The sequence below is a fragment of the Streptomyces sp. YIM 130001 genome (genome assembly GCF_003574445.1).
In the GTDB taxonomy this organism is placed as follows: domain Bacteria; phylum Actinomycetota; class Actinomycetes; order Streptomycetales; family Streptomycetaceae; genus Streptomyces.
In genome coordinates this window covers 40,647-66,364 of sequence record NZ_KZ984558.1, presented here as the reverse complement: position 1 = coordinate 66,364, position 25,718 = coordinate 40,647, and the positions used below count along the sequence as shown (strand labels likewise).

23 protein-coding genes are annotated in these 25,718 nt (G+C 71.1%); 8 read left to right on the top strand and 15 right to left on the bottom strand.

The window, feature by feature from the left end; translation table 11 throughout:
- Positions 1–86: 86 nt before the first annotated feature.
- From DSC45_RS20210 to DSC45_RS20190, 5 genes are read right to left on the bottom strand one after another with little or no spacing between them, the layout of a single operon-like run.
- Entirely contained in the window at positions 87–959 is an 873-nt protein-coding gene (locus DSC45_RS20210) for a sugar phosphate isomerase/epimerase family protein (protein WP_119292963.1), read from the bottom strand.
- Positions 956–2,161, bottom strand: a complete 1,206-nt coding sequence (locus tag DSC45_RS20205) for an ABC transporter substrate-binding protein (protein ID WP_119292961.1) — start codon at positions 2,159–2,161, stop codon at positions 956–958. Before DSC45_RS20205 ends, DSC45_RS20210 begins: the two co-directional genes overlap by 4 nt.
- Complete coding sequence (locus tag DSC45_RS20200) at positions 2,158–3,174, bottom strand: ABC transporter permease (RefSeq protein WP_119292960.1); 1,017 nt, start codon at positions 3,172–3,174, stop codon at positions 2,158–2,160. The genes DSC45_RS20205 and DSC45_RS20200 overlap by 4 nt, the downstream gene beginning before the upstream one ends.
- Positions 3,171–4,169: an ABC transporter permease gene (locus DSC45_RS20195; RefSeq protein WP_119292958.1), complete on the bottom strand. Its 999-nt coding sequence runs from the start codon at positions 4,167–4,169 to the stop codon at positions 3,171–3,173. The genes DSC45_RS20200 and DSC45_RS20195 overlap by 4 nt, the downstream gene beginning before the upstream one ends.
- Positions 4,166–5,680, bottom strand: a complete 1,515-nt coding sequence (locus tag DSC45_RS20190) for a sugar ABC transporter ATP-binding protein (RefSeq protein ID WP_119293267.1) — start codon at positions 5,678–5,680, stop codon at positions 4,166–4,168. Before DSC45_RS20190 ends, DSC45_RS20195 begins: the two co-directional genes overlap by 4 nt.
- 175 nt (positions 5,681–5,855) lie before the next feature.
- Between DSC45_RS20190 and DSC45_RS20185 the strand changes: the two genes are divergently transcribed.
- The 4 genes from DSC45_RS20185 to DSC45_RS20170 all read left to right on the top strand — a co-directional run bounded on the left by DSC45_RS20185 (position 5,856) and on the right by DSC45_RS20170 (position 11,134).
- Positions 5,856–7,052, top strand: a complete 1,197-nt coding sequence (locus tag DSC45_RS20185; RefSeq protein ID WP_119292956.1) for an ROK family transcriptional regulator — start codon at positions 5,856–5,858, stop codon at positions 7,050–7,052.
- Between the two features lie 234 nt (positions 7,053–7,286).
- On the top strand, positions 7,287–9,275 hold the full coding sequence (locus tag DSC45_RS20180) for a peptidoglycan recognition protein family protein (protein WP_119292954.1): 1,989 nt from the start codon (positions 7,287–7,289) through the stop codon (positions 9,273–9,275).
- A gap of 210 nt (positions 9,276–9,485) precedes the next feature.
- The gene (locus DSC45_RS20175; RefSeq protein ID WP_119292952.1) at positions 9,486–9,833 is read left to right on the top strand and encodes a YciI family protein; all 348 of its coding nucleotides are present in this window, start codon (positions 9,486–9,488) and stop codon (positions 9,831–9,833) included.
- Positions 9,834–9,835: 2 nt separating this feature from the next.
- Positions 9,836–11,134 (top strand): RNA polymerase sigma factor, encoded by a 1,299-nt coding sequence (locus DSC45_RS20170; protein ID WP_119292950.1) that lies wholly within the window; start codon positions 9,836–9,838, stop codon positions 11,132–11,134.
- Positions 11,135–11,216: 82 nt separating this feature from the next.
- Here the strand turns inward: DSC45_RS20170 and DSC45_RS20165 are convergent, their stop codons facing one another.
- The 8 genes from DSC45_RS20165 to DSC45_RS20130 form a co-directional block, all read right to left on the bottom strand.
- The gene (locus tag DSC45_RS20165; RefSeq protein ID WP_119292948.1) at positions 11,217–11,717 is read right to left on the bottom strand and encodes a hypothetical protein; all 501 of its coding nucleotides are present in this window, start codon (positions 11,715–11,717) and stop codon (positions 11,217–11,219) included.
- A gap of 94 nt (positions 11,718–11,811) precedes the next feature.
- Positions 11,812–12,468 carry a hypothetical protein gene (locus tag DSC45_RS20160; RefSeq protein WP_119292946.1) on the bottom strand — a complete coding sequence of 219 codons (657 nt, stop codon included), beginning with the start codon at positions 12,466–12,468 and terminating at the stop codon, positions 11,812–11,814.
- Positions 12,465–13,445, bottom strand: coding sequence for an ABC transporter ATP-binding protein (locus DSC45_RS20155; protein ID WP_119292944.1), 981 nt, complete (start codon positions 13,443–13,445; stop codon positions 12,465–12,467). Before DSC45_RS20155 ends, DSC45_RS20160 begins: the two co-directional genes overlap by 4 nt.
- An 81-nt stretch (positions 13,446–13,526) precedes the next feature.
- Positions 13,527–13,769 carry a DUF397 domain-containing protein gene (locus tag DSC45_RS20150; protein WP_119292942.1) on the bottom strand — a complete coding sequence of 81 codons (243 nt, stop codon included), beginning with the start codon at positions 13,767–13,769 and terminating at the stop codon, positions 13,527–13,529.
- 121 nt (positions 13,770–13,890) lie between these two features.
- Entirely contained in the window at positions 13,891–15,057 is a 1,167-nt protein-coding gene (locus DSC45_RS20145; protein ID WP_119293265.1) for a thiolase domain-containing protein, read from the bottom strand.
- 5 nt (positions 15,058–15,062) lie between these two features.
- Positions 15,063–16,127, bottom strand: coding sequence for a thiolase domain-containing protein (locus DSC45_RS20140; RefSeq protein ID WP_119292940.1), 1,065 nt, complete (start codon positions 16,125–16,127; stop codon positions 15,063–15,065).
- Complete coding sequence (locus DSC45_RS20135) at positions 16,128–17,084, bottom strand: Zn-ribbon domain-containing OB-fold protein (RefSeq protein WP_119292938.1); 957 nt, start codon at positions 17,082–17,084, stop codon at positions 16,128–16,130.
- Positions 17,085–17,117: 33 nt separating this feature from the next.
- Complete coding sequence (locus tag DSC45_RS20130) at positions 17,118–17,918, bottom strand: crotonase/enoyl-CoA hydratase family protein (RefSeq protein ID WP_119292936.1); 801 nt, start codon at positions 17,916–17,918, stop codon at positions 17,118–17,120.
- A gap of 166 nt (positions 17,919–18,084) precedes the next feature.
- On the opposite strand from DSC45_RS20130, the gene DSC45_RS20125 reads away from it, so the two are divergent.
- Together DSC45_RS20125 and paaK are read left to right on the top strand one after the other, a co-directional pair.
- Complete coding sequence (locus tag DSC45_RS20125; RefSeq protein WP_119292934.1) at positions 18,085–19,713, top strand: acyl-CoA synthetase; 1,629 nt, start codon at positions 18,085–18,087, stop codon at positions 19,711–19,713.
- A gap of 246 nt (positions 19,714–19,959) precedes the next feature.
- On the top strand, positions 19,960–21,246 hold the full coding sequence (paaK, locus tag DSC45_RS20120; RefSeq protein ID WP_119292932.1) for a phenylacetate--CoA ligase PaaK: 1,287 nt from the start codon (positions 19,960–19,962) through the stop codon (positions 21,244–21,246).
- An 18-nt stretch (positions 21,247–21,264) separates the two neighbouring features.
- Here paaK and DSC45_RS20115 read toward each other — a convergent pair whose 3' ends face one another.
- The gene (locus tag DSC45_RS20115; RefSeq protein WP_119292930.1) at positions 21,265–22,254 is read right to left on the bottom strand and encodes a winged helix-turn-helix domain-containing protein; all 990 of its coding nucleotides are present in this window, start codon (positions 22,252–22,254) and stop codon (positions 21,265–21,267) included.
- A gap of 58 nt (positions 22,255–22,312) precedes the next feature.
- Here DSC45_RS20115 and DSC45_RS20110 point away from each other — a divergent pair, with 58 nt between their 5' ends.
- Positions 22,313–23,494 (top strand): MFS transporter, encoded by a 1,182-nt coding sequence (locus DSC45_RS20110; protein ID WP_119292928.1) that lies wholly within the window; start codon positions 22,313–22,315, stop codon positions 23,492–23,494.
- A 27-nt stretch (positions 23,495–23,521) separates the two neighbouring features.
- Here the strand turns inward: DSC45_RS20110 and DSC45_RS20105 are convergent, their stop codons facing one another.
- A complete protein-coding gene (locus DSC45_RS20105; protein ID WP_119292926.1) occupies positions 23,522–25,021 on the bottom strand; it encodes an acyl-CoA synthetase in 1,500 nt (499 codons plus the stop codon).
- A gap of 203 nt (positions 25,022–25,224) precedes the next feature.
- Between DSC45_RS20105 and DSC45_RS20100 the strand changes: the two genes are divergently transcribed.
- Entirely contained in the window at positions 25,225–25,707 is a 483-nt protein-coding gene (locus tag DSC45_RS20100) for a GNAT family N-acetyltransferase (RefSeq protein WP_119292924.1), read from the top strand.
- Positions 25,708–25,718 lie beyond the last annotated feature (11 nt).

Below are 25,718 nucleotides of genomic sequence, written 5' to 3'. Positions count from 1 at the left end.
CCGGAGCGCCAGCAGGTGCCGTGCGGCGGTCAAGTGCCGTCGTACGGAGGTGCGTTGACAAGGTGGAGCGTCGAGGTGCCGAGGACTCAGATCTCGCTCAGTGCACGGCGCAGGAAACCGATGCCATCGGTGGCGATGGCGTCCTGGGTCGCGGCAAGGGGGCGCCAGACGGAGGCGGCCACGGCGATGGTGGCGTTGTGGGCGGTGAACGACTCGATGCACAGCGGGCCTTGATGGCCCGCCTCCCGCAGCGCGCGCAGGAAGCCGGGCCAGTCGAGGTGGTCGGTGCCGGGTGCGCCGCGGTCGTTGGCGCACACCTGGACGTGCGCGATGCGTCCGGCCGCTGCGCGTACCGCGTCGGGCAGTGAATGCTCCTCGATGTTCTGGTGGTAGGTGTCGAATGCGACGCCGATGCCGTCGGCGGGCAGGGGGGCTATGGCCTCGGCGGTCTGCGCGACGGTGTTGAACATGCTGGTCTCGTACCGGTTGAGCGGTTCGACACCGATCCTCACCCCTGCCTGCCGGGCGTGGTCGACGACGGGTGCGATGTGGGCGCGCCATTCGTCGACCGTCGCGGCGCGTTCGATGTCGTCCATGCGCCAGGTCCGGCCGACGCCCGCGTAGACCGGTCCGGCGACCACGGGGGCACCGACGGCCCGGGCCGAGTCGACGCAGCGACGCAGGTAGTCCTGGGTGCGCCGCACGGTGGCCGGGTCGGTGCGGACGAGGTCACGGCCCGGTGCGAGTACGGCGATCACGGCCGCGGCGTCGAGGCCGGTGGACTCCAGGAGCTTCAGAGCGTCGTCGGCTTCCCAGTCCGTGGGCCCCTCCAGGGGAAGTTCCACGCAGTCGAAGCCCCAGCCGGCCAGACGCGGCAGCACTTCGGTGAGGGCCGCGCGGGTGACGGGCGAGTGCCAGATCCAGGGGTTGGCGCCGATGGCGACGCCTGCCGGGCTCACTTCTTGCCTCCCCAGGCCTCGGGGAATCCGGGCATCTTCTCGCAGCCGCACATGGCGTAGTGCAGCGGCGGCATGCCGTCCTCGAGGTAGGTGTCGAGGGTGTCCTGGGTGACGGTGGGCTGCGGGAGCTTCCACTCCTCGGGGACCTGCTTCCCGTCGAGGATGCGCAGGGCGGCGATCACCGGAGTGCGCCACTGGAACGTCGGGTACGCGGGGGCGATGGCGGTGAGTTTCTTGTCCTTCCAGGCCTTGAGGAAGTCCTGCTGGTCCTCGCCGGTGATGGGCGGTACGTCGACGCCGGCGTCCTCGAAGGCCTCGACGGCGGCGACCGCGGTGGCGCCGGAGTCCATCCACACACCGTCGATCTGTCCGTGCCGGGAGATGGCGTCGGCGACGACCGACTTGGCCTTGGAGGTGTCGCCGTCGGTGAACTTGACGTCCACGACGTCGAGTTCGCTCTTGTCGAAGGCGACCTTCGCCGCCGACCAGCGGTTCTCGAGGACGTCCACGCCGGGTGAGATGCGCAGGGCGAGGATCTTGCCCTTGGGCTTGACCTCGTCGACCAGGAAGTCCGCGGCGACGGCTCCGTAGGCGTATCCGCCGATGGGGTTGACGAAGGTGACCGCGCAGTCGGTCTCGACACCGCGGTCGAAGACGATGACCGGCATCTTGCCGCAGGCCTCCTTGACCGCGGGGGTCAGGGTCGCGGTGGTGTTGGGCGAGACGATCAGGGCGTCGCAGCCCTTGCCGGTGAGCTCCTGGATGTCGGAGATCTGCTTGTCGTCCTTGCCCTGGGCGTCCAGGTCGGTGAACTTGGTGATCTCCTTGTGGAGTTTCACCTCGGCCTTCATGGTCTTCAGGCCCACCTGGCGCCAGGGGTTGAACACTCCCGCGTTCGAGAAGCACAGATGGGTGCCGCCCGAACCCTTCTTCTTGTACTGGGCCGTGTCCGTCATCTCGGGTTCCAGCATCTGTTCCCAGGGTTTGCCGGCCGGTCCCTCAGGCTCGGTGTCCCTGAGCTTCATCTGCCGGTCGTACTCGGCCTGTTCGAAGAACTTGGAGTCCTTGCCGTCGCTCTTGTTCTTCTCCTCGCTCCCGGAGGCGGCGGCCGGCGAATCGGGCGGTGCGTCGCTCGAGCAGGAGGCGAGCAGTGCCCCGGCGCACAGGGCGGCGGCCGGCACGAGCAGGCGTCTGCGGATCATGAGGGGGTCCCTCCCGGTGAAGAGTGACGGCGGCGGCGCAGCCGGGAGAAGTCGGCGGCTCCGAGCCCGACGGCGGCGATGACGATGAAGCCCTGGACGGTGGACTCCAGGGCGCCGGAGACGCCCTGCAGGTTGAGCAGGGTGAACAGGGCCTGCAGGCTGAACGCCCCGGCCATGGCGGCCACCACGGATCCGCGCCCGCCGCCGAGTACCACTCCGCCGAGGACGACGGCGGTGATGGCCTCGAACTCCAGGCCGCGGCCCGCCTGGGCGGAGACTCCGGAGAAGCCGCCGACCAGGACGGCGGCCAGAGCTGCTGCCACGCCGGACAGGATGAAGGCGACGATGCGGACGCGGTGCACGCGGACCCCGGCGAGGGCTGCGGTGCGTTCGCTGTCGCCGGTGGCGATCAGGGTGCGGCCGAAGTCGGAGCGCATCAGACGTACGGCGAGGAGGCCGGCGGCCGCGCATGCGAGGACGGCCCAGGGCAGCCAGCCGAAGGCGGTGCCGCGGCCGAGCGCGCGGAAGCTCTCGGTCAGGGAGCCGTGCGGAGAGCCGCCCGTCCAGTAGAAGACGGCGCCCTCGAGGATCAGCATCATGCCGAGCGTGGTGATGAACGAGGGCACTCTCAGGGCCGTACTGATCAGCCCGTTGACCAGCCCGACGACGGCTCCGCCGAGCAGCAGGGCGAGCGTGACGACCAGCCAGGACGCCTCCGGGAACGAGCCGTACAGCTCGGCTGCGACGACCACGCCGGCCGTGACGATCGCCCCGACGGACAGGTCGAACTGGCCGCTGACGATGACCAGATACTGTCCGGCGGCGAGGATCACCAGGGGCGCGGCCCGCTTGACGAAGGCCAGGAAGCGGTCCGGTTCGTAGAAGCCGGGGTCGGTGAGGGCGAGGGCGGCGAGCAGGAGGACGAGCAGGGCGTAGACGGGAGCGCCGGTGCCGAGCGCGGCGGCGAGCCGTCGCTTCGGGGGCGTCTTCGCGGCGGAGGCCGTGGCGGTCATGCGGACCTCCTGCTGCCGCGTCGGGCGTAGAGGGCGACCGCCGCGATGATCACGACGCCGCGGACGACATTCTTGAAGAAGGGGTCGACGGACAGCTGGTTGAAGACGCTGTCGAGTACGGCGAGCACCAGGACGCCGCCGAGGGTGCCGGCCACTCCCCCGCGTCCGCCGGCCAGGACCGTACCGCCGAGGACGACGGCGGCGATCGACTCGAGGTCGTAGCGTGCCTCGGTGCCGGCCCAGGGCGCTCCGGCACCGAGCCGGGCGGCGAGGAACAGGGCGGCGGCCCCGACGCAGAGCGAGCACAGGACGTGGGCGAGGACGACGGTGCGGCGGGTGCGTACCCCGGACAGGCGGGCCGCGTGTTCGTCGCCGCCGGTCGCGTACATGTGGTGTCCGAGGCGCGTGTACTTGAGGAGCACCCACAGGGCCACGGCGACGGCGATGAGGAGGAACACCGAGACGGGCACGAAGCCGATGCGGTCGTAGCCGAGCCGCTGGAAGGAGGCGGGGACCTTGCCCGCGGGTCCGGTGTAGTTGTCCTCGATCCAGCCGCGCAGGATGAATCCGGTGCCCAGGGTGGCGATGAAGGCGTTGACCTTGAGGCCGGTGACGACGAGGCCGTTGGCGAGGCCGACGGCGGTCGACAGTGCGAGCACCATGAGGATCGCGCCGATGACGCTGCCGCTCTCCATGGTCTCCGCGGCGACCAGGGTGCCGAGACCGATGAGGTAGGCGACGGACAGGTCGAGCGAGCCGGTCAGGATCACGGCGGTCTGTCCTACGGCGACCAGGCCGAGGGCGACGCAGTTGGACAGGATGACGACGATGTTGGCGCGGCTGAAGAAGGTGCCGCCGTCCAGGGTGACGACGAGCCAGCCGAGCAGGGTGACGACGAAGGCGGCGATCCATACACCGACGGCGGGGTCGGTGAGCCGGGAGGCGCGGACCGTGGACGGCTTGACGGCCGGGGGTGCGAGTGCGGTTCCGGTCATGCGGCGTCCTCCCGCCGGTCGCCGCCGGTGGCGAGGCGCATGATGTCCTCCTCGGCGGCGCCTGCGGGCAGTTCGCCCGCGAGGCGTCCGTCGGCCATGACCAGGATGCGGTCGCTCATGCCGATGAGTTCGGGCAGTTCGGACGACACGATCAGGACCGCGAGGCCGTCGCGGGCGAGTTCGCGTACCAGGGTGTGGATGGCGGATTTGGCGCCGACGTCGACACCGCGGGTGGGCTCGTCGAAGAGCAGGACGCGGGGTCCCGCGGCGAGCCATTTGGCGATGACGACCTTCTGCTGGTTGCCGCCCGAGAGGTAGCGGGCCTGCTGGTCCTCGCCGCGGGACTGCAGGGTCACTCGTTCCAGGAGAGCGGTGAGGGAGCGGCTCGCGGACCGCCTTCCGCGGGCGGGGACCGCGCGGGTGACCAGGAGGGCGTTGTCGCGGACGGACTGGCGCAGGGCGAGGCCCTCGGCTTTGCGGTCCTCGGTGACCAGGGCGATGCCGGCGCGGATGGCCTGGCGCGGGCTGCCGGGTCGCAGTTCCTGGCCGGCGACGTTCATGGTGCCTTCGGTGAACGGCGCGGCGCCGAACAGAGCCCGTGCGAGTGAGGTGCGGCCGGATCCCTGGAGGCCTGCTACGCCGGTCACTTCACCCGCGCGCAGGTCCAGGCCGATACCGCTGATCCGGCTGTTGCCGCCGCCCCGGACGGTGAGTGCGACGTCGCCGAGTTCCTCGGGACGGGCGCGCGGCGGGTAGTAGGTGCCGAGTTCGCGGCCGACCATGGCGCGCACCACCTGCTCGGTGTCGGTCTCGGCGGTGGGCACGGTGGTGATGTGCCGGCCGTCCTTGAGGACGGTGACCCGGCGGGAGAGGTCGAAGACCTCGCGCAGGCGGTGCGAGATGTAGAGGATGCCGAGTCCGCGGTCGGTGAGGCGGCGGACCAGGTCGTGCAGGAGGCCGACCTCGTGATCGGCGAGCGGTGCGGTCGGTTCGTCCATGACCAGGACGCGGACGCCGGAGTCCTCGGAACGTTTCGGGTCGGCGCGCCCCACCAGGGCCTTGACGATCTCGACGGTCTGCTGGCGGGCGACGGACAGGTCGTGGATGTACGTGCGGGGGGTGATGCCGTGCTCGCCGAGTTCGGTGAGCAGGTGCGCGGTGCGCTCCTCCATGGCGCGCCGGTCGACGAGTCCGCGACGTACCGGTTCGCGGCCGAGGAAGACGTTCTCGGCGACGGTCCGGTGCGGCAGCAGCGCGAACTCCTGGTGGATGATGCCGATTCCGGCGGCCTGGGCCTGTGACGGGTGGCTGAAGGCGTGCTCGGTTCCGTCGATCCGGATGGTGCCGCTGTCCGGTTCGTGCTCTCCGGCCAGGATCTTCATCAGCGTGGATTTGCCTGCGCCGTTCTCCCCCACCAGTGCGTGCACCTCTCCCGCCTCCAGGTCGAGGGACACATCACTGAGGACTCGTACTCCCAGGAAGCTCTTGGACACGTCTCGCATCGTCAGCAAGGCCGGCATGCGTGCGGCTCCTTCGGCAGCGGTCTGCCGAGCAATGTGCTGCCAGCCCTTTGCCCTGTCAAGGGTTCAAGCAGCAGTCCGTACAACATAATTGACGCACAGTTATGTCGACGGGCGAACAGCATCGGCCTTGTGAGCAGCAGAAGTCGTCCCTACAGTTGCCCGCATGTCCCCCGCGCCTGAGCACGCGTCCTCCGGACCCTTCTCGTCGGGCGAGGTGCTGGCCCTGATCGGTTCGGGTGCGGCCGCCACTCGGGCCGACATATCCCGCCTGACCGGTCTGGCCCGCTCCACGGTGTCCCAGCGCGTCGACGCCCTGATCGCGCACGGATTCATCGACGAGGACAACGCGAACGGCGGGTCCACCGGTGGCAGACCACCGCGCCGGCTGCAGCTGCGGACGCGGGAGCACGCGGTGGCGGGGGTGGACCTGGGTGCCTCGCACTGCCGGGTCGCCCTGATGGACATCGGCGGTGACCTTCTCGCCGTACGCGAGGATCCGCTGTCGATCGCCGACGGCCCTGCGGCGGTGCTCGGGCACGTCGAGCGCGCGCTGCACGGACTGCTCGGCGAGTCGGGCCGTGATCCGGGCACACTGAAGTCGATCGGGGTGGGTGTGCCGGGTCCCGTGGAGTTCTCCACCGGGCGGCCGGTGGACCCGCCGATCATGCCGGGCTGGCACCAGTACCCGATCCCGGAGTTCTTCGCCGACCGTTTCGGGGCGCGTGCCCTGGTGGACAACGACGTGAATGTGATGGCCCTGGCCGAGCAGCGCCGTGCCTTCCCGGAGACCGGCTATCTGCTGTACATCAAGGTCGGTACGGGTATCGGCTGCGGCATCGTGGCGGACGGCCGGCTGCACCGGGGCGCGCAGGGCAGTGCGGGCGACATCGGGCACATCCGGGTGGCGGACGACGAACAGCCTTGTCGCTGTGGGAACTTCGGCTGTCTGGAGGCCGTCGCCTCGGGCGCGGCGATCGCCGCCCGGCTGTCCGGTCTCGGCCTCGAGGCCGCGTCCGGTCAGGACGTCGTAGGTCTGGTGAAGTCCGGGAACCGGGACGCGGTCCGGATGGTGCGCGAGGCGGGGCGGGCCGTCGGCGAGGTCCTCGCGGGCCTGGTGAACTTCTTCAATCCGGACACGGTGGTGCTCGGCGGCGCGCTCGCCGCGGTGCACGACCAGCTGCTCGCCGGAGTGCGCGAGGCGGTCTACCGGCGCTCGCACCCGCTCGCCACGCACGTCCTGCGGATCGAGCCGAGCCGTACGGGTCAGAACGCGGCCGCTGTCGGCGCGGGCATCCTCGCGATCGAACACGCGCTGTCCCCCGAACAGGTGGACCGGGTCCTGGCGGGCTCCACGCCCTGATCGTGCGTCCCCGCCGACAGCCTTGACGTTCTGCCTGTTCAGCGGCCCCCATTGGTCCATTCCACTGACGCGCCGCAGGCTGCGCGGGTGCGCGCGAGAAAGCCGCGCGTAGGGCGGCTGACATGGGAAATCCCCTGTTCCTGGGCATGATTGACGGATCGTCGGAGAGCCGGTACCACTGACCCACGTTCGGCCCCGCACGCCCCATCGCGCTCGACCGCCCAGGAGGCTGCTTTGCCAGGATCCGACCTCGACCGGTCCACCCCCACCCGCAGACGGCTGCGCCGGACGGTTCTCGCGGTGGCCTCGGGTGCGCTGCTGCTGCCCCTGGTGGCGGCCGCCCCGTCGTCCCCCGCCGACGACGCCGAGCCCTCCGCTCGCCTGCAGGACGCCTTCGCGCGCGCCGCGGCGGAGTACGAGGTGCCGCAGAGCGTGCTGCTCGGTGTGTCGTATCTGCAGTCGCGGTGGGACGCGCACGAGGGCGCGGCGAGCGTCAGCGGTGGCTACGGGCCGATGCATCTGACGGACGCGAGCACCGCGATCGCCGAGTCGGCCGGGCACCACGCCGAGGGCGCCGAGGACCCGCGCGGCGACGGGTCACGGTCCGTCAAGAAGGTCGAGCACGCCGCGCCGCCCCGCCCGTCCGAGCTTCCGGCCCGGCTGAAGACCCTGCGCCGGGCGGCCGAGTTGACCGGCTTGTCGGCCGAGCAGCTGCGCAACGACCCGGCGGCGAACGTCCGGGGCGGCGCCGCACTGCTCGCGGACGCGCAGCGCCGCGCGGGCGGCGGACACAGCGAGAAGGCCTCCGACTGGTACGGGGCGGTGGCCCGCTTCTCCGGCGCGGAGGACCGCGCGACGGCCGCGACGTACGCCAACGAGGTCTTCGCCGTCATCCGCGACGGCGAGCAGCGGGTGACCGACGCGGGGCAGCGTGTCGGTGTACGCGCCGAGCCGGACCTGAAGGCGGACTCGGACCAGCTGACGGGTCTCGGCCTGCGCCGGGCGGCGGCCGGTGAGACGGACTGCCCGCGGACGGTGTCCTGCGAGTGGATCCCGGCGCCGTACGAGGAGTTCGGCGACGACGACTACGGCAACCACGACAAGGCGGACCGGCCGAAGGACCAGTCCGTGGACTACATCGTGGTGCACGACACCGAGGGCAGTTGGGACACCACCCTGAAGCTGGTGCAGGATCCGGAGTACGTCTCCTGGCAGTACACGCTGCGCTCCACCGACGGACACATCGCGCAGCACGTGGACAACAAGGATGTCGCCTGGCACGCGGGCAACTGGTACGTGAACTCGAAGTCGGTCGGCCTGGAGCACGAGGGTTTCCTCACCGATCCGGACGCCTGGTACACGGAGGCGATGTACCGCAGCTCGGCCCGTCTGGTGAAGCACCTGTCGAAGAAGTACGACGTGCCGCTCGACCGGCAGCACATCCTCGGCCACGACACGGTGCCGGGCACGACCACGGACACGATCCCGGGCATGCACACCGACCCCGGTCCGTACTGGGACTGGCAGCACTACTTCGCGCTGATGGGCAAGCCCTTCCACCGCACGGGCGGCCCGAAGAGCGGTCTGGTCACCGTGCTGCCCGAGTACGGCGAGAACCGGCCGAAGTTCACCGGCTGCGAGAAGGCGGGAGAGGACTGCGCCGCGCACGGTTCGAGCGCGGTCCGACTGCACACGAAGCCGAGCGCGGACGCCCCGCTGGTCAAGGACATCGGTCTGCGGCCCGGCGGCGAGGACTCGACGATCGACGTGAACGACCTCGGCTCCCGGGTCTCCACCGGCCAGAAGTACGCGGTCGCCGACCGCGAGGGCGACTGGACGGCGATCTGGTACCTCGGCCAGAAGGCCTGGTTCCACAACCCGCGCAAGCAGCCGACGGCGGTCGACGCGAAGGGGCTCGTCATCACCCCGAAGAAGGGCCGCGCGGACGTTCCGGTCTACGGGCGGGCCTACCCCGAGAAGGAGGCGTACCCGAAGGGCATCGAGCCGCAGGAGGTCTCGCCGCTGCCGTACAAGCTCCTCGCGGGGCAGCAGTACACGGTGGGCGAGCGGGTACCCGGTGAGTACTTCTACGCGCCGGTCTTCGACACCAAGGGGCATCAGGTGGTGCGCGGCAAGGACACCTACTACGAGGTCCAGTTCGGGCACCGGGTGGCGTTCGTGCGGGCCGCGGACGTGACGGTGCGGCCCGCGTCCGCCGGCTAGCCGGCGGCGCCCCGTCCTTCGGGCCCGGACCTGCGTGGGGGCAGGCCCGGGCCCGTTGTCATGTCAGGGTGGTGCAGGCTCTGACGCGCGCCGCGGCGAATTTCCGGAAGAATTTTCCGGAGTCCTGTCGATCGGGCGGTGACCCGTTCGTCGTCATCATGTACGGCAGCCCGCCGTACGACCGCAGGACAGCCGAACAGGAGCCGGACCATGAAGTACATGATGCTGATCAACGGAACCCCGGACGACAACGGAGACGCGGAGGGCTGTACCCCCGCCGACTGGATGGCCTACGACAAGGAGGTCAGGGAGGCCGGGATCCTGGTGTCCGGAGAGTCCCTGGCGGACCTGGTGACCGCGACCACGGTCCGGGTCGCCGGCGACGGGCGGCGCACGGTCACGGACGGACCGTTCGCGGAGAGCCGCGAGGTGCTCGGCGGGTTCTACGTCATCGACGTGCCGGACCTGGACGCCGCTCTCGACTGGGCGGCCCGGTGTCCCGGGGCGCGCGGCAGCGGCTCGGTCGTGGTGCGGCCGGTCGCTGACTTCGGGGCCTGACCATGCCCGACGAGGTGCCCGCCGGGCGGGAGGCCGGTGCCTGGGTGGAGTCCGTGTTCCGCGAGGAGCGCGGGCGCCTCCTGGCGTCCCTGGTGTCCCGCTTCGGCGATCTCGATCTCGCCGAGGAGGTCACCTCCGAGGCTGTCGAGGCGGCGCTCGTGCACTGGCCGGCCGAGGGTGTGCCGGCCAGGCCCGGCGCCTGGCTGCTGACCACCGCGCGCCGCAAGGCCGTGGACCGGCTGCGGCGCGACCGGGTCTATGCGGACCGGCTCGCGGTGCTGCGGGTGGAGGCGGAGCGGTCGGAGCCCGCGCCTGCGGCGGATGCGGACGGTGAGCTGCCGGACGACCGGTTGCAGCTGTTCTTCACCTGCGCGCACCCCGCGCTCGCGGAGGAGGACCGCACCGCGCTGATGCTGCGCTGCCTGGCGGGTCTGAGCACGCCCGAAGTGGCGCGGGCGTTCCTGGTGCCGGTGCCGACGATGGCGCAGCGCATCGTGCGCGCCAAGAAGAAGATCCGGGAAGCGCGGATACCGTTCCGGGTGCCGGGGGCGGACGAGCTGCCGGAGCGGCTGCCGGGTGTGCTGCAGGCGGTGTATTCGGTCTTCACCGAGGGCTATGTGGCCAGCTCGGGTCCGGATCTGCAGCGGCTCGACCTGGCGGAGGAGGCGATCCGGCTCTCCCGGATCCTGCGGCGTCTGATGCCCGGTGAACGGGAGGTGGCCGGGCTGCTGGCGCTGATGCTGCTCGTGCACGCGCGGCGGGACGCGCGCACGGGTCCGGACGGTGCGCTGGTGCTCCTGGACGACCAGGACCGTCTCCGCTGGGACCGGCCGATGATCGAGGAGGGCTCGGCCCTGGTGGTGACCGCGCTCAGCGGCGGTCCGCCGGGGCCCTACGGCGTACAGGCGGCGATCGCGGCGCTGCACGACGAGGCGCCGGACGTGGCGGGGACGGACTGGCCGCAGATCGTGGCCCTGTACGAGGTGCTCGGTACGCTCACCCCGTCGCCGGTGGTGGAGCTGAACCGGGCTGTCGCGGTGGCGATGCGGGACGGCCCGGCGGCGGGCCTCGCGCTCCTCGACGCGCTGGCCGACGCGCCGCAGCTGCGCGGCCATCACCCGTACCGGACTGCGCGGGGCGAGCTGCTCGAGCGTCTCGGCCGGTGGGCCGAGGCGGTCGCGGCGTACCGGGAAGCTCTTGAGCTGGCCGGCACGGGTCCCGAGCGTGAACAGCTGCGCAGACTGATCGCGGGAGTGCGGGCGAAGGCCGACGAGGGCCGGGAGGAGCACCGGGACGGGTGACACCGCGGCGCGCACACGTGAACGGCGGCGCGCCCAGGGCCAGTTCGCGACGGAGAGCCGGCGTACGGGCGAGCCCGCGGGGTCAGCCCTGCTGGAACAGTTCGGCCGGCAGCGGCTTGAGCAGGGCGTAGAGGTCGTCCGTGATGGGGCGGTCCCAGGCGGCGATGGTCACCAGGACCTTGTCGCTGCGGTCGAACTGGACGCAGGAGATACGGCTCTCGGAGAGCTTGATGCGCTTGACGATGAGCAGGTTGTCGCCCTGCATCACCGGGACGTCCTCGGTCTCGACGACCTCGATCTCCTCGTCGTTCTCGAGTGCCAGGAGGAGTTGGGCGACCTCGAAGGGCACCTCCCTGTCCTCGAGATCGCGGGCCGGCGAGCCCTCCGGCAGATTGCCGATGATCATCGCGGGGCCGCGGCCGCCGAAGAGGTCGTACCGCAGGAACACGCCCTGGCAGCTGCCGTCCGGCGCGGGCAGCAGACCTGCGCCGAGATTGCCGGGCCAGTCGCCGGGATCCATGGCCAGGACGTCGAAATCCGGTCCGGCGGGAGTGGCGGAGCTGCGGCGGCGGAGGAAGGACATGCGGCAATGGTACGTGCCTCGCGGGGGTTCGCCGGTCCCGGGTGCCGGGCGTCAGGCGGCTTTGTGGGCGCTGTGGGGGGCGTGCGGAGCACGGTCAGTCCCGTCGGCCGACGAGGTACTGGGTGAGGCGGGCCGAGGTCGCGAGGAGCGCGGCGGCGACCGCTGCCATGCCGGCCGCCGGGGCGAGCAGCGCGGCGGAGTCCGGCGCCTGGGACATCAGATGGAAGAGCCGGTTGACCGGCGGCAGGCCCTGGACGAACAGCAGGGCGAGGACCAGGGCGAGCGCGGTGGCCAGTGCGTATCCCTGGCGGCGGAAGAGCAGCCGGGAGCAGGGCAGTCCGATGGCGGTACCGGCGAGCGCGCAGACCAGTTGCGCCTCGGCACCGAGCAGCAGATCGGCGGAGCCGACGTCGTACGAGCCGATCCACAGGGGGAAGAGCAGGCCGGCCACGGCCAGGGCGCCGGAGGCGAGCAGGGCGGTGCACACGGTGCCGGCCAGGACGCGCGCGCCCCGGCCGGCGGCGGTCGTGACGACGGCCCGCTGGGTCGGGTCGTCGAGGCCGGCGAGGACCGAGGTGAGCCAGGTCTGGCAGACGAACAGGGCGCCGGCGGAGGCCGCGTAGGAGGGCGGCAGGGCGCCGGAGCCGTTGACCGTGAGGATGCCGATGAGTCCGGCGAAGAGCAGGACGGGGGCGAGGTAGCGCTGGCTGTGCAGCAGGGTCGCGAAGGAGTAGCGGACGAGGGCGGTCATACGGTGCGGCCTTCGGGAGGAGCCGCGGGGGAGGCGGACGCGGGGCAGGGGGTGTCCCCGCGCCCGGGTCGCGGCTGATCTGCGGCCGGCGTACTCGGCGGCGTCGCGTCCTTGCCGGTCCGCGTCACCGACGCGGCCGACCATCCGTCACGGAGTGCGGCGAACAGGACCGCGTCGGCGTCCGCACGGTCCACGGCAAGCACCAGGTCCTCGCCGCGTTCGGTCACCGACAGGACTCCGGGGGTCCGGGTCCATACCGGTGACTCGGCGTCACACGGCGAGATGTCCCGGGAGTTCAAGTCCCCAGCCCTGGAAGGACGCTGAAGGACGAGTTCGGTGAACAGGCCTGCCGCGCACGGGGGTTCGGGGTCGAGGGGTTGCAGGCGCCCGTGCGCCACCAGATGAGTGCGGGTCGCGGCGGCACTGCGCGCGGCTGCGCCGTGACCGGTGAACACGACCGAGCCGCCCGCTGCGGCGACCTCGGCCAGGATGTCGGCCAGCACTCCGTGCGCCGATGTGTCGAGGCCCGACCAGGGTTCGTCGAGCACGAGCAACTCGGGTTGCACCAGGAGGGCTTGGGCGAGTGCGACCTTTTGCGCGTTGCCTTTGGAGAGGGTGCGCAGTTCGGCGTGCGGGCCACCCGCCAGGGCGAGCCGGTCGAGCAGCGTGTCCGCCCGGCTGCGGGCATGCCGGGTCGACAGGCCGCGGATCCGGCCGAGATGGGTCAAGTACCCGCGTGCGGAGAGGCGTTCGGGCGGGCTGAAGCGGTCCGGGACGTATCCGACCAGGGTGGGGCGGCCGGTGATCGTGCCGCGCGTGGGGCGGCTGAGGCCCACGAGCAGGCGCAGCAGCGTGGATTTCCCGGAGCCGTTGCGCCCGTGGAAGGCGACGATCTCTCCGGGCGGTACGTCCACGGTGACGTCCTCGAGGACCCAGTGGCCCCGCCCGTATCGCTTGCCGACCGCCTGTGCCCGCACTGCACTCTGCCCTCTCCACCGGACTCGGCGGGCGCGCCTCGCTCCGCCGCGGCCCCGAGCACGCCCACCGGTCCCCGCGGATCAGGTGAGGTCGAACCGCCCGCTGCGTGCGCCGCGTACGAAAGCATGCCATTCCGCCGGCGAGAAGATCAGGGAAGGGCTCTGCGGGCGACCGCCGTTGCGCATGGCGATGAAGCCCTCGACGAACGCGATCTGTACGTCGCCCAGGCCCTGGCTTCCCGACTGCCAGTCCGCGTCGGTCAGATCGAGTTCCGGCTTGTCCCAGCCCGCGAACGGTTGCTGTTCAGTGGTGCTCTCGGCCACGGCCGTGCTCCTCCCGCATCGTCGTCCGCGGCCAGCCTAGCCACCGCCGCCGGTGCCGGACAGGCCGCGGACGAAGGCGGCGTGCACGGCCCGTTTCGCGCCACCGGCAGTCGAGGAGGACTCACCGCGTGGGCGGCTCGGCTCCGACCAGCCACATCGAGAAGAACTGCGCGCCGCCTCCGTACGCGTGACCGAGTGCCTTGCGTGCGCCCTCGACCTGGTGCTCGCCGGCTTGTCCGCGGACCTGAAGAGCCGCTTCCGCGAAGCGGATCATGCCGGACGCACCGATGGGGTTGGTGGACAGGACACCGCCGGAGGGGTTCACGGGCAGGTCGCCGTCGAGTTCGGTCACTCCGGACTCGGTGAGTTTCCAGCCCTCGCCCTCGGCGGCGAAGCCCAGATTCTCCAGCCACATGGGCTCGTACCAGGAGAACGGCACGTACATCTCCACGGCGTCGATCTCGGCGCGCGGATCGGTGATGCCGGCCTGCTCGTAGACGTCGGCCGCGCAGTCCCGGCCGGCCTGCGGGGACACGAAGTCCTTTCCTGCGTGGAGCGTCGGCTCACTGCGCATCGCTCCCCCGTGCACCCACGCCGGTGGCTGCGGCGAACGGTCGGCGCCGGCCCGGTCGGTGAGGATCATGGCGCAGGCGCCGTCCGACGAGGGGCAGGTCTCCGAGTAGCGGATCGGGTCCCAGAGCATGGGTGAGGCCTGGACCTTCTCCAGGGTGAGGTCGTGCTCGTGGAGGTGGGCGTAGGGATTCTTGAGGGCGTTGCGCCGGTCCTTGTAGGCGACGAGGGAGCCGATGGCGTCGGGGGCCGCGGTGCGCCGCATGTAGGCGCGGACGTGGGGGGCGAAGAAGCCGCCGGCGCCGGCGAGGAGGGGCTGCTGGAAGGGGACGGGCAGCGAGAGTCCCCACATGGCGTTGGATTCGGACTGCTTCTCGAAGGCGAGGGTGAGGACCGTGGAGTGGACGCGGGCGGCCACCAGGTTGGCGGCGACCAGGGCGGTGGAGCCGCCGACGGAGCCCGCGGTGTGCACGCGCAGCATCGGTTTTCCGACGGCGCCGAGCGCGTCAGCGAGGTAGAGCTCCGGCATCATCACGCCCTCGAAGAAGTCGGGGGCCTTGCCGATGACGACGGCGTCGATGTCGGACCAGTCGAGGCCGGCGTCGTCGAGGGCTCGCCGGGCGGCCTCCCTGACGAGCCCGGCGATGGACACGTCCTTGCGGGCGGCGACGTGCTTGGTCTGGCCGATCCCGACGACGGCCACGGGCTCCTTGTGCACGGTGCTCATACGTCCTCTCCTTCCAGGACGGCCACCAGGTTCTGCTGCAGGCAGGGTCCTGAGGTGGCGTGCGCGAGGGCGCGATCGCTCGCGCCCCGGTGGATGCGGGCGGCCGCTTCACCGAGGCGTACGAGGCCGGCGGCCATCATCGGGTTGGCGGCGAGCGGGCCACCCGACGGGTTCACGGCCACGTCGTCGCCGAGGTCGAGGGCGCGGCGCAGGACCACTTCCTGCGAGCTGAACGGCGCGTGCAACTCGGCGGTGTCGACGGGGCGTTGGAAGGCGCCTGCCCGTTGGGCGGCGAGCCGTGTCGACGGCGATTCGGTGAGGTCCCGCACGCCGATGGCGTGGGGTTCGATGCGGTGGTCGATGCCGCGGATCCAGGCCGGCCGGTCGCACAGGGCGCGTGCCCGGTCGCCGGCAGCGAGGATCACGGCCGCCGCGCCGTCGCCGATCGGGGGGCAGTCGCCGGTCCGCAACGGCTGTACGACGTAGTCGCCCTGCGGCCGGGCGCCGCGGACCTGGGCATGCGGGTTGTCGGACGCCGCGTCCCGGTTGCGGGCGGCGACCGAGGCGAGGGCCCGCTCGTCGGTGTGGCCGGCGTCGATGAGCGCCTGGGCCTGCAGCGCCGCGAGCGCGACCGGGTCGGGCCACAGGGGCGCCTGGTAGTACGGGTCGAGTTGGCGGGTGAGTACGTCACGCACGGAACCGGGTGAGGACTTGCCGTACGAGTAGACGAGTGCGGTGTCGGCCTCGCCGGTGAGGAGTTTCACCCAGGCCTCGTAGAGTGCCCAGGCCCCGTCGGTCTCGACGTGCGATTCGGAGATCGGCGGCCAGGCGCCGACCCCGTCGAGCGCCATGGTGAAGGAGAAGGCGCGGCCTGCGAGATAGTCCGAGGATCCGGAGCAGGTGAAGCCGATGTCACCGGTCTCGAGGCCGGTGGCGCCCAGGACCTCGTGCAGGACGGGCATCAGCATCTCCACCTCGGAGAGCTCGTCCGTGCTGCTGCGGTGGTCGCTCTGTGCGAACGCGACGATCGCCACGTCCCGGAGTGCACCTGTGGGGGGCATCTACAGCAGCTCCTTGTACGCGTCGTAGTCGGCATCCGGTTCGCCGGTGGGCCGGTAGTGGTCGGGGAAGCGGCTGTTCTCGGTCCAGACGGGCTCGACGCGCAGGCCCATCCGCACCTGGTCGTAGGGGATGCCGCCGATCCGGCCGTGCAGGGCGAGGCCGGCGCCGTCCAGGGCGATGTGCGCGTAGACGTAGGGCACTTCGATGTCGAGGTTCTTCGCCTTGATGTTGACGATGCAGTACGTGGTGACCGTGCCGGCCGGTCCGACCTCGACGCGCTCCGTCGTCGCCAGGCCGCAGGTGGGGCAGGCGCCTCGGGGCGGGACGTAGACCTTGGCGCAGGAGGGGCAGCGTTCGCCGACGGTGCGCCGTTCGGACAGTCCCTGCAGGTAGGCGCTCTGGGCGCGGCCGGGCGAGTAGACGTAGTCGAGCCTGGCGGGGGCGACGATGCCGGTGACGGGGTCGGCGAAGACTCCGTCGTGGTCGGGGGCGGTGACGGTGTTGTCGGACGGGTCGTCGCTGTCGGCCGGTTCGAAGCAGGCGATGTCGGTGATGGCGCCGGTGCGGTCCTCGGCCCAGCGCACGCGCACGCGTTGACCGGTGTGCACGGATTCGGGGCCCGTCACGTCGAGGGCGTGCAGCAGGGCGGTGTCGGCGCCGTCGAGGCGGACCAGGACCCAGGCGAACGGGGTGCCGAGCGGCTGGTCGCGGCGTGGTTCGGGGTTCCAGGCCCAGGTCGTGACGGTGCCGGTCGGCTCGACCTGGACCAGGTCGCGGATCTCCCCGGCGGTGACGGGGTCGTACTCGACGGGCGGCACGAGGACACGGTCGTCGCCGGTGCGCACGCCGAGCACGACGCGCTCGCGCAGTCCGGTCAGGAAGGCGCTCTGTACGGGGCCGAGGGAACGGGTGAAGGGGAACTCGAGGACCAGAGGGGCTTTGAGTACGTCGGGCACGTGCACTCCTTGAGATCGGGCGCGCGGTGGAGGTCAGGCGCGCCGGTAGACGGGTGGCCGCTTCTCGGCGAACGCCTTGGCGCCTTCCTTGGCGTCGGCGGTCGCGAACACCGGCCAGCCGCGCTCGAGTTCGGACTTCAGGCCCTCCGTCTCGGTCATCTCAGCCGTGTCGTAGACCGAGGCCTTGACCGCCTCGACGGCGAGCGGTCCGCAGGAGTTGATCCGCTCGGCCGCCTCGAGGGCCGCGTCGAGCGCGCCGCCGTCCGGGACGACCCGGCCCACCAGACCGATCGCGGCTGCCTCTGCCGCGGTGTAGGGGCGTCCGGTGAGCAGCATCTCCAGTGCGTGGGTACGGGCGATCTGCCGTGGCAGGCGGACGGTGGAACCGCCGATCGGGAAGAGGCCGCGTTTGACCTCGAAGAGTCCGAAGGTGGCGGACTCCCCCGCGATCCGGATGTCGGTGCCCTGCAGGATCTCGGTGCCGCCGGCCACGCAGTAGCCCTCGACGGCCGCGATCACGGGTTTGCGCGGGCGGTGGTGCCGCAGCATCGCCTTCCAGTGCAGGTCCGGGTCGGCCTTCATGCGGTCGCGGTACTGGTCGCCGTCCATGCTTCCGCCGGCCAGGGCCTTGAGGTCCATGCCGGCACAGAAGTCGCCGCCCGCTCCGGTGAGCACGATCGAGCGGACGGTGTCGTCGGCGTCCGCCTCGAGCCAGCCGTCGTAGAGCCCGACCAACAGGGGCAGTGAGAGTGCGTTCTTGGCCTCGGGCCTGTTCAAAGTGAGCACCAGTGTGGCGCCTTCGCGCTGCACAGTGAGGTGTTCCGTCCCACCCATTGCGGTCCTCCCGTCCTCAGACCTGGAACAGGTTGCAGTAGTGCGTCTGCCAGTTCAAGAGATTCCTGACACTTAGTCAGAAACTTTCGGCGGCGCCCTTCCCAGTTGAGGCGCGCGGCGCTCTAATGACCGCCGAGCCAGCAGTTCGCCGGGGTCAGGAGGAGCGGTGGAGTACAACCTTGCCGACCTGTTCGAGTCGGTCGTCGATGTGGTTCCGGACCGCGAGGCGCTGGTCCACATCGACCACCCGGGCACCGGTGCCGAGCGCCGCCTCACCTATGCCGAACTCGACCGTGCGGCCAACCGCATGGCCCACCACCTGATCGCCGAAGGCCTGCGCCCGGGCGAGCACTTGGGCCTGCACCTGTACAACGGCATCGAGTACCTGCAGACGGTGCTCGCCTGCCTCAAGGCCCGCCTGGTCCCGGTCAACGTCAACTACCGCTACGTGGAGGAGGAGTTGGCGTACCTCTACCGCGACGCCGACCTGGCGGCACTGGTCTTCGACGCCGAGTTCACCGCTCGGGTGGCGGCCGCACGGCCGCGTGCCGAGAAGCTGCGCCACCTGGTGCGGGTCGGCGATGCGCCTGCGGACGCGCCGGGTCTCGACGCCACGGCCTACGCGGAGGCCGAGCGGTCCGGGTCGCCCGACCGCGGGTTCCCGGAGCGTTCCCCGGACGACCAGTTCATCATCTACACCGGCGGCACCACCGGGATGCCGAAGGGCGTGATGTGGCGTCAGGAGGACCTGTTCTTCTCGGGGATGGGCGGCGGATCACCCACCGGCGAGCCGGTGAAGCGACCGGAGGAACTCGCGGAGCGGGTCGCCGCGGGCGGCGAGGGCATCACCTTCTTCCCCACTCCACCGCTGATGCACGGCACCTCCACACTCACCGCGTTCATCGGCTTCCACTTCGGCCAACGAGTGGTTGTACACCGCAAGTTCGTACCCGAGGAAGTACTGCGCACCATCGAGAAGGAGAAGGTCTCCAGCGTGTCGCTGGTCGGTGACGCGATGCTGCGCCCGCTCATCGACGCGCTCAACGGGCCGCTCGCCGGCACCGATCTCTCCGCACTGTTCAGCGTGTCCTCGTCCGGTGCGATCATGTCGGAGACGGTCCGCCGGCAGTTCCTCGACCTCGCCCCGCACGTGATGCTGCTCAACAACTTCGGGTCCTCGGAGTCCGGTTTCAACGGCACCGCCACGGACGACTCGGGCCCCGAAACCGGTTTCCGGCTGCGCGTCAACGGCCGTACCCAGGTGGTGGATCCTGCGACCTACGAGCCCGTGACACCCGGCGAACCGGGCCGCCTCGCCCAGCGTGGACACGTACCTCTCGGCTACTACAACGATCCGCGGAAGACCGCCGAGACCTTCTTCCAGCGCCGCGGCGAGCGCTGGGTGCTGCTCGGCGACATGGCGACCGTCGACGCGGACGGGATAGTGACCGTGCTCGGCCGCGGCTCGCAGTGCATCAACACCGGTGGCGAGAAGGTCTACCCGGAGGAGGTCGAGCAGGCCCTCAAGTCCCATCCCGACGTGTACGACGCTCTGGTCGCCGGCGTACCGGACCCCACCTGGGGCAGCCAGGTCGCGGCCGTGGTGCAGCTACGCCAAGGCGCCGCAGGGCTGGACCTCGACGCGGTGCAGGCACACTGCCGCACCCACGTGGCGGGCTACAAGATCCCGCGCCAGCTGGTGATCACCGAGGAGATCCAGCGCTCCCCGAGCGGAAAGGCGGACTACCGCTGGGCCCGGACGGTGGCCACGGAGGCGAGCGGCGCGGACGCATAGCCCCCACCCCTTCGGGGGCCACCCCGGTCGCGTCCGGCACAAGATCGTGCGCCGGCTCTTGACGCCCGTGCCGAGCCCTGGATTACTGAGATCCCCTACGCGCAACCGAATGATCGGTCGCCCGAAATGATCGGCAGCCGGGCGCGCGCACGGACTGCACGCGCCGGCCCCGCCGGACGCCGGTCACCGGCCCGCTCGGGGGGTGACGTACGCACGCCGGGGCCGACGGCCGGAACGGGAGTTTTCATGGCACCTCTGCTGGACGCGGCGGAACAGCTGGACCGCGGGTCCCTCGAGGACCTCCAGCTCGAGCGGCTACGGGATTCCCTGCGGCGCGCCTATGCCCATGTCCCGTTCTACCGCGAGGCGTTCGACAAGGCCGGGCTGCACCCGGACGACTGCCGTTCGCTCGCCGATCTCTCCCGCTTCCCCTTCACCACCAAGAGCGATCTGCGCGACAACTACCCCTTCGGCATGTTCGCCGTCCCCCGCGAGCAGGTGCGCCGCATCCACGCCTCCAGCGGCACCACCGGCCTGCCCACCGTGGTCGGCTACACCGAGAACGACCTCGACGTATGGGCCGACATGGTGGCGCGCTCGATCCGCGCCGCCGGCGGCCGCCCCGGCCAGATCATCCATGTCGCGTACGGATACGGCCTGTTCACCGGCGGACTCGGCGCGCACTACGGGGCCGAGCGGCTGGGCTGCACGGTCGTCCCCGCCTCCGGCGGCATGACCACCCGGCAGGTGCAGCTCATCCGGGACTTCCGCCCCGAGGTCATCATGGTCACTCCCTCGTACATGCTCACGCTCCTCGACGAGTTCGAACGTCAGGGGATCGATCCGCGCTCCACCTCGCTGCGGGTGGGCATCTTCGGTGCGGAGCCCTGGACCGAGCAGATGCGTTCCGAGATCGAGGAGCGCTTCGCCCTCGACGCCGTCGACATCTACGGGCTCTCCGAGGTGATGGGGCCTGGCGTGGCCCAGGAGTGCGTGGAGACCAAGGACGGCCTGCACATCTGGGAGGACCACTTCTACCCCGAGGTGGTGGATCCGGTCACCGGCGAGCTGCTCCCCGACGGCGAGCAGGGCGAGCTGGTCTTCACCTCGCTCACCAAGGAGGCCATGCCGGTGGTGCGTTATCGCACCCGCGATCTGACCCGGCTCCTGCCCGGTACGGCACGGGTGTTCCGGCGGATGGAGAAGGTGACCGGCCGCAGCGACGACATGGTGATCGTCCGCGGGGTCAATCTCTTCCCCACTCAGATCGAGGAGATCGTGCTGCGCACCCCGGCAGTCGCCCCGCACTTCCAGCTGCGGCTGACCCGCGAGGGCCGGATGGACGCCCTGACGGTACGAGCCGAGGCGCGCCCGGACGCCACACCCGATGACCGGGTGCAGGCCGCCCAGCGCATGGCGGCGGCGATCAAGGACGGCACCGGGGTGACGGCGGCCGTCGAGATCGTCGACCCGGAGACCCTGGAACGTTCGGTGGGCAAGATCCGCAGGATCGTCGACGAGCGGAAGCCGTAGCGCGCGCCTCCTTCTACTTCAACTTTCCTGCTGATGCTGCGCGTTGACCAGCACTTCCCCCGCCGGCGTGCGGAAGTACAGCACCGAGCGCCCGGCCCGGCTGCGCTCCGCGAGACCTGCGTCCAGGAGCACCTTCAGGTGGCGTCCGACGGATCCGAGCCCCTGGCCGGTCAGGGCGGTGAGCTGGGTGGTGCTCTTCGGCGAGTCGAGCAGCATCAGGACCGCGGCACGGGAGGGGCCGAGCAGCCGGCCGAGCGCCTGCGGGACGGTCGTACGTCCTGCGTCGGAGAGCGTCCCGGCGCAGGCGTACACCACGGCGTACCGGTGCGGTTCCTCCCAGGCCACCCAGCCGCGCCGCACGGTGACCGGAGTGACCGGTACGAACATCAGCTGCGCGCCGTCGAGGCGGCGCGGCGGATGGTCGTAGGCGTTGATACGCAGCCGGCTGTCGCCCATCCACCGCATGTCGGGCCGTAGACCGTCGAGTGCTCCGGCCCAACCGCCACGGCCGAGGCGGGCGGTGCGGGCAGCTATGTCCGCCTCGATGACGCGGCGCCGACGCGGCCAGTCGGGGCGCACGGCGTTGACCCACACCCAGTCCAGGATCCGCGCCGCACGTTCCGGCAGATCGTCGGCGCTGCGCAAGGGCTCCGGCAACGGGCCGCCCTGGGACACCACGAGGTCGGCGCGGGCCGCCTCCGGTGGCGTGCCGGCGATCGCGGCCAGCTCGTCCTCGAAGTCCGCCTCGCCCACACCGGCCGGCGTGGGGGTCAGGAAGTCGGCGTTCCAGTCGCGCCCGAGACCGACGGCGACCAGGCGCGCCGCCACCGGATCCGCGGCGAGCCGGGCCCGGTAGGCAGCCAAGTGCCTTGCCAGCCAGGCGCGTTCACCAGGATGCGCGGCCTGGGCATGGTCCAGGGACTTCAGGGCCGCGGTCGTCTCGGCGAGCGGCGACACCGCGAAACGGCTGCCCGCGAGTGTGTCCGTACTGACCTGCCACCAACCCATGTTTTCGCCTCCCCGCGAAACATTAGCGCGGCGGCCGAAGCCCACGGAACGTGGGCGGATGCCCGCCTACCGCGATCTCGTTCACGTACCCGGTTTCGTGCCGCTGTTCGCGGTGTCGTCCGCGCACGTCGCCGCGCACACGGTGACCGGACTCGCGCTCGCCACCCTCGTCTTCCGGGCGACCGGCTCACCGCTTCTGTCGGCGCTCGCCATGTTCGGTCCGTCGCTCGCCCAACTCGCCGGCGCCACACTGCTCCTGTCCGCCGCGGACCGACTGCCGCCACGGGCCGCACTGACCGGCATGGGACTCCTCTTCGCCCTGGGCACAGCGGCACAGGCATTGCCCGGCCTGTCCGTCGGAGCGTCCTTCTCGGTCCTCATGACCCTCGGACTGATCGGCTCGGTGGGCGGCGGCGTACGGTACGGGCTGCTCAACGAGATCCTGACGGCGGACAGTTACCTCACCGGACGCTCCCTGGTGAACATGTCGGCGGGCGCGATGCAGATCCTCGGATTCGCCGTCGGCGGCGCCTTGGTGGCCGCCCTGTCACCCCGCGGCACGCTGCTCGTCGGTGCGGCGCTCTATCTCCTGTCGGCGGCGGTGGCACGCTTCGGCCTGCGCAGCCGGCCACCGCGCGCGTCCGGCCGCCCGTCCGTGCGGGAGACCTGGCGCAGCAACCGCCTGCTGTGGTCGTCCCGTTCACGCCGCTACGCCTTTCTCGCCCTGTGGTTGCCGAACGGCCTGGTCGTCGGCTGCGAATCGCTGTACGTGTCGTACGCACCCGACCACGCGGGCCTGCTGTTCGCCTGCGGCGCGCTCGGCATGCTTACCGGTGACCTGCTCGCGGGGCGGCTCCTGCCGCCTCGGCTGCGTTCCCGGCTCGGCAGTCCGCTGGCCCTGCTGCTCGCCGTACCGCATCTGCTGTTCTTCTTCGGACCGCCGCTGCCTCTCGCACTCGCCGCGGTGACCATGGCGACCGTCGGCTACGGCGCGACCCTCCTCTTCCAGGAACGGCTTCTCGCCCTCACACCGCACCAACTCAGCGGCCATGCGCTGGGGTTGCACTCCTCCGGGATGCTCAGCATGCAGGGGGTCGCGGCGGCGGTCGCCGGCGGACTGGCGCAACTCACCTCTCCGGCCACGGGAATCGGCCTCATGGCCGCCGTGTCGGTACTCGTCACCCTGATCCTGTGGCCCGGCCTGCGTGACCGGCCGACGGCGCGGGTCTTCGCTGCGTGAGACGGGCCGTCCGCGCGACCCGGGCCGTCACTCCCCGGCGAACCGATCCCGCAGCTCTCGCTTGAGGATCTTGCCGCTGGCGTTGCGGGGCAGTTCGTCGACGAAGAGGATCCGCTTGGGTGCCTTGAAGTGGGCGAGCCGCTCCCGGGCGTGGGCGACGAGTTCGGCCTCGGTGACCTCGCCCTTGGGGACCACGACCGCGGTCACCGCCTCGATCCAGCGCTCGTCCGGCAGCCCGACGACCGCCGTCTCGGCAACTCCCGGATGCCCGTACAGGGCGTCCTCGACCTCGCGCGACGCCACCAGCACACCGCCGGAGTTGATGACGTCCTTCACCCGGTCGACGACGGTGAAGTACCCTTCCGCGTCCCGGACCGCCAGGTCGCCGGAGTGGAACCAGCCGTCGCGGAAGGCCTCTTCGGCCTCCTCGGGCTTGTCCCAGTACCCCTCGCACAGCTGGGGCGAGCGGTAGACGACCTCGCCCGGGGTGCCGTCCTCGACGTCCTTGCCGGCATCGTCGACGACCTTGGCCTCGACGAAGAGGACGGGCCGTCCGCAGGAATCCATGCGGCCGGCGTGTTCGTCCGGGCCGAGGACGGTGGCGAGCGGGCCGATCTCGCTCTGTCCGAAGCAGTTGTAGAAGGCGAGCCGCGGCAGGCGCCCGACCAGGCGTTCCAGCACCGGTACCGGCATGATCGAGGCGCCGTAGTAGGCCTTGCGCAGACCCGAGAGGTCACGGTCGGCGAACTCGGGATGCCGGGAGAGGCCGATCCACACGGTGGGCGGTGCGAAGAGGCTGTCGGCCTCACCGGCCTCCACCAGATCGAAGATCCGTACGGCGTCCGGTGCGTCGAGGATCGTGTTCCGCGCGCCGATCGCCAGGTACGGCACCAGGAAGACGTGCATCTGGGCCGAGTGGTACAGCGGCAGCGAGTGCACGGGGCGGTCGTCGGAGCGCAGGTCGAGGGCGTGGATCGCGCTCAAGTACTCGTGCACCAGGGCCCGGTGGGTCATCATCGCGCCCTTGGGTCGCGCCGTGGTGCCCGATGTGTAGAGCAGCTGTACGAGGTCCTCCGGGCGCGCCTCCGGTCCGTCGAAGGGTTCGGTGGTCCTCAGCCGGGCGAGCAGCGAGCTGTCGGCGTCGTGCAGCGCGAGCGTCCGGATGCCCTGCGGCAGGCGGTCGGCGACGGCCGCGTCGGTCAGCACGAGGGTGCTCCCGGACTGCCCGACGATGTACGCCAAGTCCTCACCGCTGAGGTTGTGGTTGACCGGCACATGGATCAGCCCGGCGCGGGCGCAGGCGAGGAACCCGATCAGGTACGCATCGGAGTTGTGGCCGTACGACGCCACGCGGTCACCGGGCTCGAGTCCTTCGTCCCTCAGCACCCGGGCGGCCCGGGACACCGCGTCGTCGAGCTGGGCGTACGTCCAGCTCCGCTCGCCGTACCGCACTGCGACCGCATCCGGTGTCCGCCGGGCGCTGCGCCGCAGCATCCCGTCGACCGTGCTCCTGCCTCCACCAGTCATGCCGCGATCCTGTCCGCACTCCCCGGGCCGGTCAAGACATGCGCGCCGGGGCCGCGGCGCTGCGAACAGGCGTACCCTCGAGTGCATGGAGTGCCTTACCGCGACGGCGTGCTTCGCCGCGCAGCGCGACCGCCACTGACGGCCGGCAGCAGCGTCCGCCGGCAGCAGCGCACGCACCTTCCCCAGGACCGAGAGGCACCTCCATGCACATCCGACGTTACGCTCACGACGATCTGGCGCGTCTCACCGAGCTGACCATCGACACGTTCCGCCCGTTCTACGAGGACACGTTCAAAACCCTGCTCGGCGAGGCCATCTTCGCCAACCAGCACGGCAGTTGGCGCGACGACTACCGCGAGCAGGTCGCCGGCCTGCACGATCCCGAGCAGCACCGTCACGTCGCCGTCGCCGAGACCGGCGGCATGATCGCCGGCTATGTCGCCTGGAGCGTCGACCCGGCACGGGAGAACGGCACCGTCACGATCCTCGCCGTCGATGCGGCACACCGGCGGGCGCGGGCGGGGACGGCCCTGTGCCGGCACGCGTTCGACGAGATGCGGCGGGCCGGTGCACGCGTCGCCGAGATCGGCACCGGCGGTGACGCTTTCCACGCCCCGGCACGCGCGCTCTACGAGCAACTCGGCTGTACGCCCCTCCCGGTGACCGTGTACTACCGCGAACTGTGACGCGCCGCCGA

Bases quoted from the DNA above. Each gene is read 5' to 3' on its own strand.
- DSC45_RS20105 (WP_119292926.1), bottom strand. From the start codon at position 25,021: ATGACTGGTGGAGGCAGGAGCACGGTCGACGGGATGCTGCGGCGCAGC.
- DSC45_RS20170 (WP_119292950.1), top strand. From the start codon at position 9,836: ATGCCCGACGAGGTGCCCGCCGGGCGGGAGGCCGGTGCCTGGGTGGAG.
- DSC45_RS20140 (WP_119292940.1), bottom strand. From the start codon at position 16,127: ATGCCCCCCACAGGTGCACTCCGGGACGTGGCGATCGTCGCGTTCGCA.
- paaK (WP_119292932.1), top strand. From the start codon at position 19,960: ATGGCACCTCTGCTGGACGCGGCGGAACAGCTGGACCGCGGGTCCCTC.
- DSC45_RS20200 (WP_119292960.1), bottom strand. From the start codon at position 3,174: ATGACCGCCACGGCCTCCGCCGCGAAGACGCCCCCGAAGCGACGGCTC.
- DSC45_RS20110 (WP_119292928.1), top strand. From the start codon at position 22,313: ATGCCCGCCTACCGCGATCTCGTTCACGTACCCGGTTTCGTGCCGCTG.
- DSC45_RS20115 (WP_119292930.1), bottom strand. From the start codon at position 22,254: ATGGGTTGGTGGCAGGTCAGTACGGACACACTCGCGGGCAGCCGTTTC.
- DSC45_RS20160 (WP_119292946.1), bottom strand. From the start codon at position 12,468: ATGACCGCCCTCGTCCGCTACTCCTTCGCGACCCTGCTGCACAGCCAG.
- DSC45_RS20100 (WP_119292924.1), top strand. From the start codon at position 25,225: ATGCACATCCGACGTTACGCTCACGACGATCTGGCGCGTCTCACCGAG.
- DSC45_RS20130 (WP_119292936.1), bottom strand. From the start codon at position 17,918: ATGGGTGGGACGGAACACCTCACTGTGCAGCGCGAAGGCGCCACACTG.
- DSC45_RS20165 (WP_119292948.1), bottom strand. From the start codon at position 11,717: ATGTCCTTCCTCCGCCGCCGCAGCTCCGCCACTCCCGCCGGACCGGAT.
- DSC45_RS20185 (WP_119292956.1), top strand. From the start codon at position 5,856: ATGTCCCCCGCGCCTGAGCACGCGTCCTCCGGACCCTTCTCGTCGGGC.
- DSC45_RS20195 (WP_119292958.1), bottom strand. From the start codon at position 4,169: ATGACCGGAACCGCACTCGCACCCCCGGCCGTCAAGCCGTCCACGGTC.
- DSC45_RS20175 (WP_119292952.1), top strand. From the start codon at position 9,486: ATGAAGTACATGATGCTGATCAACGGAACCCCGGACGACAACGGAGAC.
- DSC45_RS20205 (WP_119292961.1), bottom strand. From the start codon at position 2,161: ATGATCCGCAGACGCCTGCTCGTGCCGGCCGCCGCCCTGTGCGCCGGG.